Annotated in this window: 16 protein-coding genes; 12 read left to right on the forward strand and 4 right to left on the reverse strand. The window is 64.4% G+C overall.

What is annotated here, in order from left to right:
* The first annotated feature begins 12 nt into the window (after nucleotides 1-12).
* Nucleotides 13-273 (forward strand): hypothetical protein, encoded by a 261-nt coding sequence (locus CSE6_RS19225; protein ID WP_012839944.1) that lies wholly within the window; start codon nucleotides 13-15, stop codon nucleotides 271-273.
* Nucleotides 274-390: 117 nt separating this feature from the next.
* Here CSE6_RS19225 and queC read toward each other — a convergent pair whose 3' ends face one another.
* Entirely contained in the window at nucleotides 391-1,155 is a 765-nt protein-coding gene (queC, locus tag CSE6_RS19230) for a 7-cyano-7-deazaguanine synthase QueC (protein ID WP_034377218.1), read from the reverse strand.
* A 115-nt stretch (nucleotides 1,156-1,270) separates the two neighbouring features.
* Here queC and CSE6_RS19235 point away from each other — a divergent pair, with 115 nt between their 5' ends.
* The 3 genes from CSE6_RS19235 (at nucleotide 1,271) to adhP (ending at nucleotide 4,545) form a co-directional block, all read left to right on the forward strand.
* Nucleotides 1,271-1,951: a glutathione S-transferase family protein gene (locus CSE6_RS19235; RefSeq protein WP_003050937.1), complete on the forward strand. Its 681-nt coding sequence runs from the start codon at nucleotides 1,271-1,273 to the stop codon at nucleotides 1,949-1,951.
* A 59-nt stretch (nucleotides 1,952-2,010) separates the two neighbouring features.
* The gene (locus CSE6_RS19240; protein ID WP_059441255.1) at nucleotides 2,011-3,273 is read left to right on the forward strand and encodes a multifunctional CCA addition/repair protein; all 1,263 of its coding nucleotides are present in this window, start codon (nucleotides 2,011-2,013) and stop codon (nucleotides 3,271-3,273) included.
* Between the two features lie 237 nt (nucleotides 3,274-3,510).
* Nucleotides 3,511-4,545: an alcohol dehydrogenase AdhP gene (adhP, locus tag CSE6_RS19245; RefSeq protein ID WP_034377221.1), complete on the forward strand. Its 1,035-nt coding sequence runs from the start codon at nucleotides 3,511-3,513 to the stop codon at nucleotides 4,543-4,545.
* Between the two features lie 62 nt (nucleotides 4,546-4,607).
* Here the strand turns inward: adhP and trxC are convergent, their stop codons facing one another.
* Both trxC and CSE6_RS19255 read right to left on the reverse strand, forming a co-directional pair.
* The gene (gene trxC / locus CSE6_RS19250) at nucleotides 4,608-5,042 is read right to left on the reverse strand and encodes a thioredoxin TrxC (protein ID WP_059441256.1); all 435 of its coding nucleotides are present in this window, start codon (nucleotides 5,040-5,042) and stop codon (nucleotides 4,608-4,610) included.
* Nucleotides 5,043-5,257: 215 nt separating this feature from the next.
* Entirely contained in the window at nucleotides 5,258-5,458 is a 201-nt protein-coding gene (locus CSE6_RS19255; RefSeq protein WP_012839950.1) for a DUF2905 domain-containing protein, read from the reverse strand.
* A gap of 208 nt (nucleotides 5,459-5,666) precedes the next feature.
* On the opposite strand from CSE6_RS19255, the gene CSE6_RS19260 reads away from it, so the two are divergent.
* Complete coding sequence (locus tag CSE6_RS19260; RefSeq protein ID WP_012839951.1) at nucleotides 5,667-6,653, forward strand: tripartite tricarboxylate transporter substrate binding protein; 987 nt, start codon at nucleotides 5,667-5,669, stop codon at nucleotides 6,651-6,653.
* A gap of 20 nt (nucleotides 6,654-6,673) precedes the next feature.
* Here CSE6_RS19260 and CSE6_RS19265 read toward each other — a convergent pair whose 3' ends face one another.
* Complete coding sequence (locus CSE6_RS19265; protein WP_193751148.1) at nucleotides 6,674-7,801, reverse strand: class I SAM-dependent methyltransferase; 1,128 nt, start codon at nucleotides 7,799-7,801, stop codon at nucleotides 6,674-6,676.
* 9 nt (nucleotides 7,802-7,810) lie between these two features.
* Between CSE6_RS19265 and CSE6_RS19270 the strand changes: the two genes are divergently transcribed.
* From CSE6_RS19270 to CSE6_RS19300, 7 genes are all read left to right on the forward strand, one after another.
* Nucleotides 7,811-8,596, forward strand: a complete 786-nt coding sequence (locus CSE6_RS19270; RefSeq protein WP_059441257.1) for an SDR family oxidoreductase — start codon at nucleotides 7,811-7,813, stop codon at nucleotides 8,594-8,596.
* Between the two features lie 25 nt (nucleotides 8,597-8,621).
* On the forward strand, nucleotides 8,622-8,993 hold the full coding sequence (locus CSE6_RS19275; protein ID WP_003050921.1) for a dihydroneopterin aldolase: 372 nt from the start codon (nucleotides 8,622-8,624) through the stop codon (nucleotides 8,991-8,993).
* Entirely contained in the window at nucleotides 8,987-9,982 is a 996-nt protein-coding gene (gene ttcA / locus CSE6_RS19280; protein ID WP_059441258.1) for a tRNA 2-thiocytidine(32) synthetase TtcA, read from the forward strand. Before CSE6_RS19275 ends, ttcA begins: the two co-directional genes overlap by 7 nt.
* Before the next feature lie 83 nt (nucleotides 9,983-10,065).
* The gene (locus CSE6_RS19285; RefSeq protein ID WP_059441259.1) at nucleotides 10,066-10,797 is read left to right on the forward strand and encodes a DUF4136 domain-containing protein; all 732 of its coding nucleotides are present in this window, start codon (nucleotides 10,066-10,068) and stop codon (nucleotides 10,795-10,797) included.
* A gap of 102 nt (nucleotides 10,798-10,899) precedes the next feature.
* Nucleotides 10,900-11,382 (forward strand): DUF2501 domain-containing protein, encoded by a 483-nt coding sequence (locus tag CSE6_RS19290; RefSeq protein WP_003068777.1) that lies wholly within the window; start codon nucleotides 10,900-10,902, stop codon nucleotides 11,380-11,382.
* Between the two features lie 212 nt (nucleotides 11,383-11,594).
* The gene (locus CSE6_RS19295) at nucleotides 11,595-12,236 is read left to right on the forward strand and encodes a histidine phosphatase family protein (RefSeq protein ID WP_034354687.1); all 642 of its coding nucleotides are present in this window, start codon (nucleotides 11,595-11,597) and stop codon (nucleotides 12,234-12,236) included.
* A complete protein-coding gene (locus CSE6_RS19300; RefSeq protein ID WP_059441260.1) occupies nucleotides 12,220-13,404 on the forward strand; it encodes a DSD1 family PLP-dependent enzyme in 1,185 nt (394 codons plus the stop codon). Before CSE6_RS19295 ends, CSE6_RS19300 begins: the two co-directional genes overlap by 17 nt.
* Nucleotides 13,405-13,433: the final 29 nt, after the last annotated feature.

The raw sequence follows: 13,433 nt of genomic DNA on the forward strand, positions 1-13,433 counted from the left end.
AATCGCTTTGCCATGAGTCGTCCCCGCAAGAACATTCCCCAGCGCCGCTACCGCCAGCGCCCGCCACTGACCGTGATGCAGCTGCCGCTCACGCACCCCGAGGTGCTGCGGCTGCAAGCACATATGCGCCGCCATGGCGCGCTTGGCCTGACACCGCGCCAGCACGATGCCATCTGGGACTTTCTGTTCGAGCGCCCCGAGAGCCAGGCCTGGCTCAGCCAGATGACGGCGCAGATTCAGGCCGGGCAGATCGCCACGCGGCCCAGCGCCTGAATCGGGCCGATCGAAAAAATGCTCCTTATTAAGGAGCATCTACCGCTTTAAATCAAAGGACTTCAGCTCTATATCAGCCTGAAGTCCTTTTTTATCAAGCGCAAGAAGCTATCAATTTCAAGCTGCGGACTGGCTGGCGCGCCAGTTGCGCCAGCCCGATGCACGCAGCTCGCAGGCCGGGCAGCTGCCACAGCCATAGCCCCACTCGTGCAGCGCATCGCGCGTGCCCTGATAGCAGGTATGGGTCTCGGTGCGGATCAGCTCCACCAGATCGCTGCCGCCCAGATCATGGGCCAGCTGCCAGGTCTGGGCCTTGTCGAGCCACATCAGCGGCGTATCGATGCGCAGCCGGCGCTCCAGGCCCAGGTTCAGCGCCAGTTGCTGGGCCTTCATGGTGTCGTCGCGGCAATCGGGGTAGCCCGAGTAATCGGTCTCGCAGACGCCGGTGACGATCACCGTCAGCCCGCGGCGATAGGCCAGCGCGCCGGCCAGCGTCAGAAACAGCAGGTTGCGGCCCGGCACAAAGGTGTTGGGCAGGCCGTCGGCCTGCATGGCAAAAGCCACATCCTCGGTCAGGGACGAGCCGCCAATCTGCTTGAGCACGTCGAGCGACAGCACATGGTCCTCGCCCAGACGAGGCGCCCACAGGGGAAAACGCTCAGCCAGCTGCTCGCGCACACCGGCGCGCACCTGCATCTCCACGCTGTGGCGCTGGCCGTAGTCAAAGCCCAGCGTCTCCACGCGCTCGAACATGGCCAGGGCCTGGGCCAGGCAGGTGGTCGAGTCCTGGCCGCCCGAGAACAGCACCAGCGCGCCCTTGTGGTGACCGGCCCCGGCCACCTGAGCGGCCGGGCTTGCAGAAGAAGTCGAAGTATTTGCCATAGTGCTGCAATTACATCATCCGCCGCGCCGCCGAGACATGACTGTGGAATCAAAACACACAGACCGTCAGACCCAAGCTTGATAAGCTGCTCGACAAACCACACAGGAGTCCGCCATGAAGCTCTATATCGGCAACAAGAATTACTCGTCCTGGTCCATGCGCCCCTGGGTGCTGATGCGCCAAAGCGGCATCAGCTTCGAAGAGCTCACACTGCGCTTTGACAGCTTTGCGCCCGACTCCAGCTTCAAGCTGCAGGCGCTGGCACTCGCACCAACCGGCAAGGTGCCGCTGCTGGTCGACGAGGGACTGATCATCTGGGACAGCCTGGCCATCTGCGAATACCTGGCCGAGCGTTTTCCCGACAAGCATCTGTGGCCGCAGACCGTAGCCCAGCGCGCCCGCGCGCGCAGCCTGGTGGCGCAGATGCACAGCGGCTTCGGCGCGCTGCGCAGCTTCTGCCCCATGAACATCGAAGCCCAGTTGCAGGAAACCGGAGCCCGGCTCTGGGCCGAGCATGCCGATCTGCGCAGCGATGTCCAGCAACTCGAAGAACTCTGGACCCCGCTGCTGAGCGCAGCCAGCGGCCCCATGCTGTTCGACCAGTTCAGCATTGCCGATGCCTTTTTTGCGCCGGTGTGCATGCGCATCAACAGCTACGGCCTGCCGACCTCGGCCCCTGTGCGCGCCTATGTGCAGCGCGTCACCCAGTTGCCAGCCACCCAGGAATGGATTCAGGCCGCGCTGGCCGAGCAGGACTTTCTGCAGTTTGAAGAGCCCTATCGCCAGCAGCGCTGAGGCCTGGCTCCCGCGATTGCGGTATCTGCAGGCCCGCTCGCAGCCACTACCATTGCAGCATGAGTGAATTCAAGGTTTTCAAGGTAGGCGGTGCGGTGCGCGATGCATTGCTGGGCCTGCCCGTCAACGATACGGACTGGGTGGTGGTTGGCGCCACGCCGGAGCAGATGAGCGCGCGCGGCTTCGTACCCGTGGGGCGCGACTTTCCGGTGTTTCTGCACCCCCGGACCCATGAGGAATATGCGCTGGCACGCACCGAGCGCAAGAACGGCATGGGCTATCGCGGCTTTGTGGTCCACACCGCCGCCGATGTGACGCTGGAAGAAGACCTGGCGCGGCGCGATCTCACCATCAACTCCATCGCTGCTCCCGCAGACTGGACAGGCAACGACAACCTCGAAGACCTGGTGGACCCCTACCACGGCCAGCAGGATCTCAAGGATCGCGTGCTGCGCCATGTGACCGATGCCTTCCGCGAAGACCCGGTACGCATTCTGCGTCTGGCCCGCTTTGCGGCGCGCTTCACCGATTTTTCCGTCGCGCCCGAGACCATGGAACTCATGCGCGAGATGGTGGCGGCCGGAGAGGTCGATGCCCTGGTGCCCGAGCGCGTGTGGCAGGAAATCAGCCGCGGCCTGATGGAGGCCCGGCCCTCGCGCATGTTCGAGATCCTGCGCGAATGCGGAGCGCTGGTCCGGCTGCTGCCCGAACTCGACAAGCTCTGGGGCGTGCCCCAGCGCGCCGAATACCACCCCGAGATCGATTGCGGCGTGCATGCCATGATGGTGCTGGACATGTCGGCCCGCTTGCAGGCACCGCTGTCCGTGCGCTTTGCCTGCCTGTGCCATGACTTCGGCAAAGGCACCACTCCAGCCGATGTGCTGCCCCGCCATATCGGCCATGAGCAGCGCAGCGCCCGCCTGCTGCTGCAGGTCTGCGAGCGCTGGCGCGTGCCCAACGACTGCAAGGAGCTGGCCGAGGTCGTGGCGCGCGAGCATGGCAACATCCACCGCAGCCACGAACTCAATGCCGCCGCCCTGCTGCGCCTGCTCGAGCGCTGCGATGCCATACGCAAGCCCCAGCGCTTCGAGGAAGCCCTGCTGGCCTGCGAATGCGACGCGCGCGGACGTCTGGGCTTTGAAGATGCGGCCTATCCGCAGCGCCAGCGCCTGGGCAATGCCCTGAAAGCGGCGCTTGCCGTGGAAACCGGCCCGGTCGCCCAGACCGCAGCGCAGCGCGGCCTCAAGGGCAAGGCCATCGGCGACGCAGTGAGCAAGGCGCGCGAGCAGGCGATTGCCGCCTATCTGGAAGACGGCGCCTAGCCGTCCGCGCGCCAAGGCCCAGAAGGCAGGGATGGGCGCGGCTTGAGTTAAGTCAAAGAAGCTATGCTGCAGCCATTGCACAGTACGAGACGGCTGCGGCGGTTCGCTCCGCCCGGGCCATGCAGCGGGTCACGAAGCCCGCTGCAACACCCATTCCATACCGGTATGGTTCTTTGACGGGCAAGTGTCCGGCCCACAGGCCACGGCCTTGCCCTCTTGCTTCAAGGAGGTGCTCTGATGTCCTTACCCCAGACCATGAAAGCCGCCGTGGTGCGTTCCTTCGGGAAGCCGCTCACGATCGAAGAAATGCCGGTGCCCCGACCGACAGACGATCAGATCCTGGTCAAGATCGCTGCTTCCGGCGTCTGCCACACCGATCTGCATGCGGCCGAAGGCGACTGGCCTGTCAAGCCTCATCCGCCCTTCATTCCCGGCCACGAGGGCGTGGGCTACGTGGCTGCGGTGGGCAAGAACGTCAAGCATGTCAAGGAAGGCGATCGCGTGGGCGTGCCCTGGCTGCACAGCGCCTGCGGCTTCTGCCGCCACTGCATAGGCGGCTGGGAAACCTTGTGCGAATCTCAGACCAATACCGGCTATTCGGTCAACGGCGGCTTTGCCGATTACGCACTGGCCGACCCCAACTATGTGGGCCACCTGCCATCCAACGTGAGCTTTATCGACGTCGCCCCCGTGCTCTGCGCCGGAGTCACGGTGTACAAGGGCCTGAAAGTCACCGATGCCAAGCCCGGCGACTGGGTGGTGATTTCCGGCATCGGCGGCCTGGGCCATATGGCTGTGCAATATGCCAAGGCCATGGGCTTCAATGTCGCGGCGGTCGACATCGACGACAGCAAGCTCGCGCTGGCACGCCAGCTGGGCGCCACCGTCACCGTCAACGCCATGAACACCGACCCGGCGGCCTATCTGCAAAGAGAGATCGAGGGCGCCCACGGCGTGCTGGTCACGGCCGTGTCGCCCAAGGCTTTCGAGCAGGCTCTGGGCATGGTGCGTCGCGGCGGCACGATTTCGCTCAACGGCCTGCCACCTGGCGATTTTCCGCTGCCGATTTTCTCCATGGTGCTCAAGGGCATCACGGTGCGCGGCTCCATCGTCGGCACGCGCCTGGACCTGCAGGAGTCGCTGGACTTTGCTGCTCAGGGCAAGGTCAAGGCCACCGTATCCACCGACAAGCTGGAAAACATCAACGACATCTTTGCCCGCATGCACGAAGGCAAGATCGAAGGCCGCGTGGTGCTGGACATCGCCGCCTGAGCCAGGCTAACCGGCCCCGAACCGGGGCCGGGTGAGCGGGCCGGCTCGCGCGAAGCCGCCGCTCAGATCACAGAGCGCACCCAGCGCACGATCTCCGAGGCAGGCAGTGCCCCGGAGATGCGTGCCAGTTCCTTGCCTTCCTTGAAGACCACCATGGTCGGAATGCTGCGAATGCCCAGCGGTGCTGCAGCCTGTGGATAAGCCTCGGTATCGAGCTTGACCAGTTGCGCCTGCCCCGCCAGTTGCTGGGCCGCTTGGGCAAAGGCCGGCGCCATCATGCGGCAGGGGCCGCACCAGGGGGCCCAGAAATCCACGACCACGGGCAACTGGCTGCGGCCGGTGTGCCGGGCAAAGCTGTCGTTGTCCAGGGCCACGGGCTCGCCCGTCACCAGCGGCTGGTGGCAGCTGCCGCAGTCAGGCTGATTGCTCAGCTGCTCTTTGGCGATGCGATTGGTGGTGTGGCAGTGAGGGCAGACGTAGTGCAGGGATTCGGACACAGGGGCAACCTTTCTAGGATTTACGCAAAAAAGAATGCGACAACGGCCTGCCTCCTGGGACAGTCGCCTTGCCTGAACCCGCTTTGCGTAAGTCGTACTTTCTTTGGCAATGCCTGACGGTGCTGGTGCCAGCAGGCACTGATCGGGCTCAGGCCCGTATGTGCAGCCAAAGCCTGCAGATTCAAGTCGGCCCGACTCAGAACGTGTTTACGATCTCAGAGCTTCACAAAGCGGGCAATCAGCGCCGCCACCACGCTGAGCAGCACGGTGCTGGCCACCGGCAGGAAGAACTCCTTGCCGAACAGCCGAAAGCGGAAGTCGCCGGGCAGACGCCCCAGCCCTATGCGCTGCAGCCAGCCGTGCAGCCCGTTGACGAGCAACAGGGCCAGAAAAATGACGATCAACCAGCGAATCATGAGACCGCAAGTATAGGGGCGCACTGTCCTGACGGCCTGCGCGCCCATGCTGTCAGGCAGCCATTCCGTTTATGCATGACATGCTTCCCAAAGATTGATTGACCTCAATTCCCCCCTCTGCCCATGATGTCCAAGCCCTGCGCCATGCAGGGCCCGGGCCCATGCGTCTGCCGTCACGGCCCGCCAACAACAAACAACGAGACATACCGTGCCCCAGACCTTTTCACGCAAACAGTTTCTTCTGACCGCAGCGCTGCTGGGCGCCAGCCTGGCCCTGCCAGCGGCTGCCGACAGCTTCCCCAATCGCCCGCTCAAGCTGGTCGTGCCTTTCTCGCCCGGCGGCAATACCGATGTCGTGGCGCGCCTGGTCGGCCAGGGTCTGGCCGAGGCCCTGGGCCAGCCGGTCGTGGTGGAGAACGTCCCCGGAGCCAACGGCGCCATCGGTGCCAGCCGCGTCGCGGCTGCCGCCAATGACGGCTACACGCTGCTGTTCGGCACGGCAGGCACGCAGGCCATCAATCCCAGCCTGTACCGCAATCTCAGCGAGAAAAGCCTGGACGACTTCGAGTACGTAGCTCTGGTGACCTCGATTCCCAACGTGCTGGTGGTCAACGAATCGAAAACACCGGTCAAATCGGTGGCCGAGCTGGTGAGCTACGCGCGCGAGCGCCGCACCGGCATGAGCTATGGCTCGCCGGGCATGGGCTCCACCGTGCATCTGTCGGGTGAGCTGCTCAAGAGCGCCGCCAAACTGGACCTGGTTCACGCGCCTTACAAGGGCAGCGCTCCGGCACTGACCGATCTGATCGGCGGCCAGATCGATTTCATCTTCGAGAACATCACGCCGGCACTGCCCTTCATCCAGGGCGGCAAGCTCAAGGCGCTGGCCGTGACCTCGGCCGAGCGCCTGCCGCAGCTGCCCCAGGTTCCGACCATGAAGGAAAGCGGCTTTCCGTCCTTTGTCACCGCCACCTGGAACGGCGTGCTGGCCCCCAAGGGGACACCACGCGCCGTGGTCCAGCGACTTGAAGCCGCCACGCTCAAGGTGGCCAGCAGCCCCGAGTTCAAGGCCAGGGTCGCGGCCCTGGGCGGCGAACCTCGTCTGCTCGGCTCAAGCGCGTTCCGCGACTTCACGCGCACCGAGTACAAGCACTGGGGCAGCATCATCCAGGCCGCCAAGCTCGAAAAGCAGTGAGCTCGGCGGGCACGCAGACGCTATAGCCGGTGCGTGCGGTCGCCCTGCACAAAGCCCAGCGGCATCCAGGGCTCCACGCCCTTGGACAGGGCAACAACCTTGAACAGCTCGCCCATCTCGTGCTCCATGACCAGCTTGGAGGCCATGGAGCGGGCCTTGATGCCGACCGCATCGAGCTTGGGCGCAAGTCCGCAGTTGATGAGAAAGTGCGCCTGATTGGTATAGCCCAGCACGTCGAAGCCCGCATCCTGGGCCGCCACGGCGGTGCCCGTGAAATTGACGTGGGCCGTGATGTCCTTGAGGCCGACCAGCACCAGAGGGTCGTTGTCCACCTGATGCTGGTAGTGGCAGACCAGGGTCCCCATATGGCGCTGCTCGTGGTAGTACTCGCTCTCGCCAAAGCCGTAATCGATGAAGAAGGCGGCACCGCGAACCAGACGCTCGCCCAGGGTGTGGATAAATGCCTCGCCCTGGCGGTGGATTTCGGTCAGAAAATCATGCGGGCCACCGATATCCACAGGCGGGCGCAGTTCGGTGGGACGGTCTTCCCAGGCAAAAGCCGCCTCATCGCCGCCTGCGCCGAACACCACGCCGCGCTCATGCCATTGGCCTGCGGTGCGCTGCAGCAGCTGCACCGGCATGGCATCCAGCACCTCGTTGCCGACGATCACGCCCTCCATGGCGTCCGGCAGCGCATCCACCCAGCGCACCAGATGTTCGTATTTGGCCAGCGCCAGCTTCTGGCGCGCGCGCAGCGTTCCCGAGAGATCGACGATGGTGTAGCGCTCGGGCAACGCACCCTGAGCCGCCAGCTCGTCGAGGATCTGCAGCGCCAGCGCGCCGGTTCCCGCGCCGAACTCCCAGATCTCGCGGGTATTCGTTTTTTGTAGCGCTTCCCGTAACTGGGACGCCACCAACTGGCCAAAAATAGGTGAAATCTCCGGCGCCGTCACAAAGTCGCTGCCCGACTCCGGCATGGCACCGAACTTGGCCGTTTCATTGGCGTAATAGCCCAGGCCCGGCGCATAGAGCGCCAGCTCCATGAAACGGTCGAAAGGCAGCCAGCCGCCCACGGCGGCAATCTCCTTGGCAATGCGGGATTGCAAGGCGCTCGTTAAACTTGAGGGTTCTGTCGTCACAACCCGCATTTTCCACGAATGTCCTCACCCGCCCGACCACGCACAGTATTGGTGACCGGTTCCGCCCGTCGCCTTGGACGTGACATGGCCCTGGCCCTGGCCCGCGCGGGCTGGCAAGTGGCTGTGCACTATCGCGACTCCAGCGAGCAAGCCATGCAGACCGTGGCTTCCTGCGCGCAGTTGTCGGGCGACAGCGCGGCTTTTGACGCGGACTTCTTTGACGAGGAATCGGTGCGCTCACTGGTGCCGCGTGTGGTGGAGCGCTTTGGCCGCATCGACGCCGTGGTCAATAACGCCTCGCTGTTCGAGCATGACGATGCCCAGAGCTTCAGCTATGTGGCGCTGGAAGCGCATATGCGCAGCAACACGGGTGCGCCCATATTGCTGTCCCAGGCTCTGCACGCCCATGTGCAGGAGCGTGCGGCGGCGGGCGAAGAGTCGGCCCAGGGCGCCGTGGTCAATGTGCTGGACCAGAAGCTCTGGAACCAGAACCCCGATTTCCTGAGCTACACCCTCTCCAAGGCGGCTCTGGAAGCCGCCAACACCATGCTGGCCCTGGCGCTGGCGCCAAGCGTGCGCGTGGTGGGCGTGGCGCCGGGCCTGACGCTGACCAGCCATATGCTGAGCCAGGAAAAGTTCGAGACCCTGCACGCCATGAGCCCGCTGGGACGCTCCTCCTCGTCCGAGGACATTGCCGCCGCCGTGTGCTTTGCACTGGAAAACCGATCCATGACGGGCACCACCATGCTGGTCGATGGCGGCCAACATTTACAGCGCTTCGAGCGCGATTTTTCGATGATGTGAGCCCGTCGAGGCCGCACCCTTTTCCATGACTTCCACTTCCGGACAACAGATTCTCACGCTCACCGGGCTGCGCTTCGACGCCAGCCTCGGGATTCTTGCGCATGAGAAACAAGAGCCTCAGCCGATCCAGGTCGACGCCGAACTCAATCTCGGCCCCCAGCCCCTGGCTCCGCGCGATGACGACATCCTCCATGTGCTGGACTACCGCAAGGTGCGCCAGATCATCATCGACGAATGCACCTCCGAGCATGTGAACCTGCTCGAGAGCCTGATCGGCAAGCTGGCCCAGCGCCTGCTGCAGCTGCCCGGCGTGCGCGGCGTGCGTGTGAAAATTGCGAAGCTGGAAATTTTTGACGACTGCGAAGTAGCCATTCGCATCGAAACCGGACAATGGTGAACCCCATGAATGCAGTAAACGACAACCCCTGGATTGCCAAAGAGGCAGAAGCCGCCGATGCTGCGGCCGCAGAGAACGCCAACGGCGAAGAAGCCGCCAAGCCCGGCAAGATCAAGATCGAGCGCGAACAGATCAAGCTCGAGAAGCGCCTGTGCCGCGAAGTGGGCAAGGCCATCCTCGACTACAACATGATCGAGGAAGGCGACAAGGTCATGGTCTGCATGTCCGGCGGCAAGGACAGCTACACCCTGCTCGACATCCTGCGCAAGCTGCAAAAGCGCGCGCCCGTGAAGTTCGACATCGTGGCCGTGAACCTGGACCAGAAGCAGCCCGGCTTCCCCGAGCATGTGCTGCCCGAGTACTTCCAGAGCATCGGTGTGGACTACCACATCGAGAACCAGGACACCTACAGCGTCGTCAAGCGCGTCGTGCCCGAAGGCAAGACCACCTGCGGCCTGTGCTCGCGCCTGCGCCGCGCCATCCTGTACAAGGTGGCCGACCAGTTGGGCTGCACCAAGGTGGCCCTGGGCCATCACCGCGACGACATCGTGCAGACCATGATGCTCAACATGTTCTACGGCGGCCGCATGAAGGGCATGCCGCCCAAGCTGGTCAGCGACGACGGCAAGCATGTGGTGATCCGCCCCCTGTGCTATGTGCCCGAGAAGGACACGACGCGCTGGGCCCAGTACCAGAACTTCCCCATCATCCCCTGCAACCTCTGCGGCAGCCAGGACGGCCTGCAGCGCGTGGCCGTGGGCAATATGCTGCGCGAGTGGGACAAGAAGTTCCCCGGCCGCATCGAGAGCATGTTCCGCGCCATGGGCAACATTGTCACCACGCACATGATGGACCCCCAGCTGCATGACTTCAGGAACGCCAAGGCCACGGGCATTGCCGATCCCAACGGCGACATGGCCTTTGACCATGAAGAGCTGCCAACCATGGCCGCCCTGCCCGGCGGAGTACAAGTGGTACAACTGTCCTGAGCGGACTTTTGAACTAAAACCGGACCCTGCTGTCCAATCAAAGGCCCATCCCATGGGCCTTTGTCGTTTTCAGAGAAATCATCATGAACCTGCGCAAAACCTCCTTACGCTGGATCGGCCTTGCGGCCCTGACTGCGACGGCCCTGCTGGCCGGCTGCAGCACGGTGCGTGAGGTCAACAGCACGGTGCAGAGCTTTTCCGCACTGAACACCATCCCCGTGCCGGCCACCTACCGGCTGGAGACCCTGCCCTCGCAGCAGGGCCAGGTGAACTTCGCGGCCGTGGAAGCCCAGGCCCAGCATGCGCTGGCCCGCGTCGGCCTGACACGCGATGACTCGCACGCCAGCCTGGTGGTGCAGATCAGCGCCATGGCACGCTATGCGCGCGACTGGGCCAGCTGGCCCTATTACGACCCCTACTGGGGCCCGCGCTGGGGCTGGGGCATGAGCTACGGCCGCGGCTTCGGCTGGGGCTTTGGCGGCGGCATGATGTTCAACGAGCCGCCGCTGGAGTACTACCGCGCCGTGAGCATCGTCATGCGCGATATCAAGACCCAGCAGATCGTCTACGAAACCTCGGCCCAGCGCCAGGATGTGTGGACCGACGACCCGGCCATCTTCGGCATTCTGTTTGATGCTGCGCTGACGGGCTTCCCCAAGCCGCCGCAGGGCCAGCGCAATGTGCGCACCGTCATCCAGCCGCCGGCAGCGCAGCCTGCCAGCGGCGCGCCTGCAGCACCCGCACAGCCCGCCGCATCGGTCACGCCAGCCGCCCCGGCCAACGTGGCACCGGCCACCGTGGCTCCGGCACGTTGATTTGCAATCTTCAACAGTTGCCGGGCCTGCCGCGTGCTAACGTGCAGCTCGCTTTGAACCAGGGCCTCCTGCCTGGGCCCTCGCCATGAAAAGGATGAAGTCATGAAGAAATTTGCTCTCTCCAGCCTGCTTTGCGCCACAGTGGCCGCGGGTGCCTTCAGCGCCCATGCCAGCGGCCTCGGCGACGCCTTGCGCGGTCAGCTGGGCGGCGGCGCGGCCGAGAGCAGCTCCAGCGCTTCTGGTCTGGGCGGCATGCTCGGCGGCTCCGGAGGCTCTTCGGCACTGTCGGCCCTGGGCCTGGGCAATCTGAGCTCCGGCACGGCCAGCAATGCCGCCGGTGTCCTCACCTACTGCATGAAGAACAACTACCTCAACGCCGACAAGGCCGCCCAGGTCAAGAATCAGCTGCTGGGCAAGCTTGGCCTGGGCCAGAAGGAAGAACCCAAGGATCAGGGCTACCAGAACGGGCTGATGGGCATGGTCACGGGCGCCGACGGCAAGAGCTTCAGCCTGGACAAGGTCAAGAGCAACCTCAAGGAAAAGGCCTGCGACTTTGTGCTGGACAATGCCAAATCGCTGATCTGACACCAAAAGACATGGCAGCCGGCGCTTGAAGCGCAAGCGCTGCAATGCCCAAAAGGCCTGCAATCGTGGTTGCAGGCCTTTTTTCTTGCCGGCTGCGCCACGATGCAGGCCGAGCGTCGAAAAGTCCGTAACAACAGACCGGGGTACAGGCACACTTTGTTTGCAAGACAATGACTGTTCAATAAAACAACCTACGCTGAACGAGCCAAGACATGCACGCCACGCGCATCATTGCCATCCGGCACGGAGAGACAACCTGGAATGTCGATGGACGTATCCAGGGGCATCTGGATATCCCCTTGAACGACACCGGCCTGTGGCAGGCCGAGCAGGCGGCCCAGGCACTGGCCGACGAGAGCATTGCCGCCATCTACAGCAGCGACCTGCAGCGTGCCCATGTCACTGCGCAGGCGATTGCCCAGAGATCCGGTGCGCCTCTACACACCACCGCCGGCCTGCGCGAGCGCTGCTTCGGCGATTTCCAGGGCCGCACCTTCAAGGATGTGGAAGCCACCCAGCCTGAGGACGCCCAGCTCTGGCGCACGCGCAACCCGGCCTATGCCCCGCCCGGGGGTGGCGACTCGCTGCAGGCCTTGCGCGAGCGCATCTTTGCCACCGTGGACCGGATTGCACGCAAGCATGAGGGCGAGCAGATCGTGCTGGTCGCCCATGGCGGCGTGATGGATGTGCTCTACCGCCTGGCCACGCGCCAGGATTTCCAGACGCCACGCACCTGGGAGCTGAGCAACTGCGCCATCAATCGCCTGCTCTGGACGCCTGACGGCCTGTCTTTGGTAGGCTGGGCAGATACCGCACACCTTCAGCAAGGCAGCCGAGATGAAGCACATTCCTGAGCATTTGCAGACCCTGGTCGGCCAGGCCGTCAAACGCATAGATACGCCCGCCCTGGTCATTGACCTGGACGCCATGGACCGCAATATCGAGCGCATGGCCCGCTTTGCCCAGCAGCATGGCGTGCTCTGGCGTCCGCATGCCAAGCTGCACAAGAGCGCGCATATCGCCCATCTGCTCGAACATGCCGGCGCCTGCGGCCACTGCGTGCAGAAGGTCAGCGAGGCCGAGGCACTGGCCCAGGGCGGCATCACCAATATCTTCATCAGCAACGAAGTCATCTCCCAGACCAAGCTGGCGCGCGTGGCGGCTCTGGCCAGGGCACTGAATGCCCAGGGCGGCCGGCTGGCCCTGGCCGTGGATTGCGAGGAAGGCATCACCCGGCTGGCGCGGGCCCTGCAGGATGCGCAGGCAGGCGATGCAGCCATGGATGTGCTGGTGGAAATCAATGTCGGCCAGAACCGCTGCGGCGCAGAGCCCGGCGAAGCCGCCCTGGGCCTGGCACAGGCGATTGCAGCGCAGCCCACGCTGCGCTTTGCGGGCCTGCAGGCTTACCACGGCGGCGCCCAGCATCTGCGCAGCGCCGAGGAGCGCAAGACCGCCATCGAGCAGGTGCTCAAGCTCGTCAACCGCACGCGCCATGAGTTCGACCGCGCTGGCCTGGCCATTCCGCTGATCACGGGTGCCGGCACGGGCACCATGGTCAACGAGGCCGCCAGCGGCATCTATGGCGAAATCCAGCCCGGCTCCTTCCTCTTCATGGACGCCGACTACGCGGCCAACCAGCGCGACCCGGCCCAGCCCCTGTTCGAGCATGCGCTCTACGTCAAGACCCAGGTCATGTCGCTCAGCGGCGATCATGCCGTCTGCGACGCCGGCCACAAGGCCCATGCCATAGACTCCGGCCTGCCGAAGCTGCATGCGCTGCCGCCCGAGAACGCGCTGCGCTTTGCCAATGGCGGCGACGAGCACGGTGTGCTGCACCCCGATGCCGACGCGGGCAACCACAGCGGCTGGCTGCCCGCGCTGGGCGAGAGCCTGTGGCTGATTCCCGGCCACTGCGACCCCACGGTCAATCTGCACGACCATCTGATCGGCGTGCGCGGTGGCCGGCTCAAGGGCGTGGTCGAGCGCATCTTCACCGTCGACGGGCGCGGTGCGCTGACCTGATTCGCTCCTGCCTCGAACTTTGATAGCTA

The organism is Comamonas sp. E6, from assembly GCF_001010305.1.
Lineage (GTDB): Bacteria > Pseudomonadota > Gammaproteobacteria > Burkholderiales > Burkholderiaceae_C > Comamonas > Comamonas thiooxydans.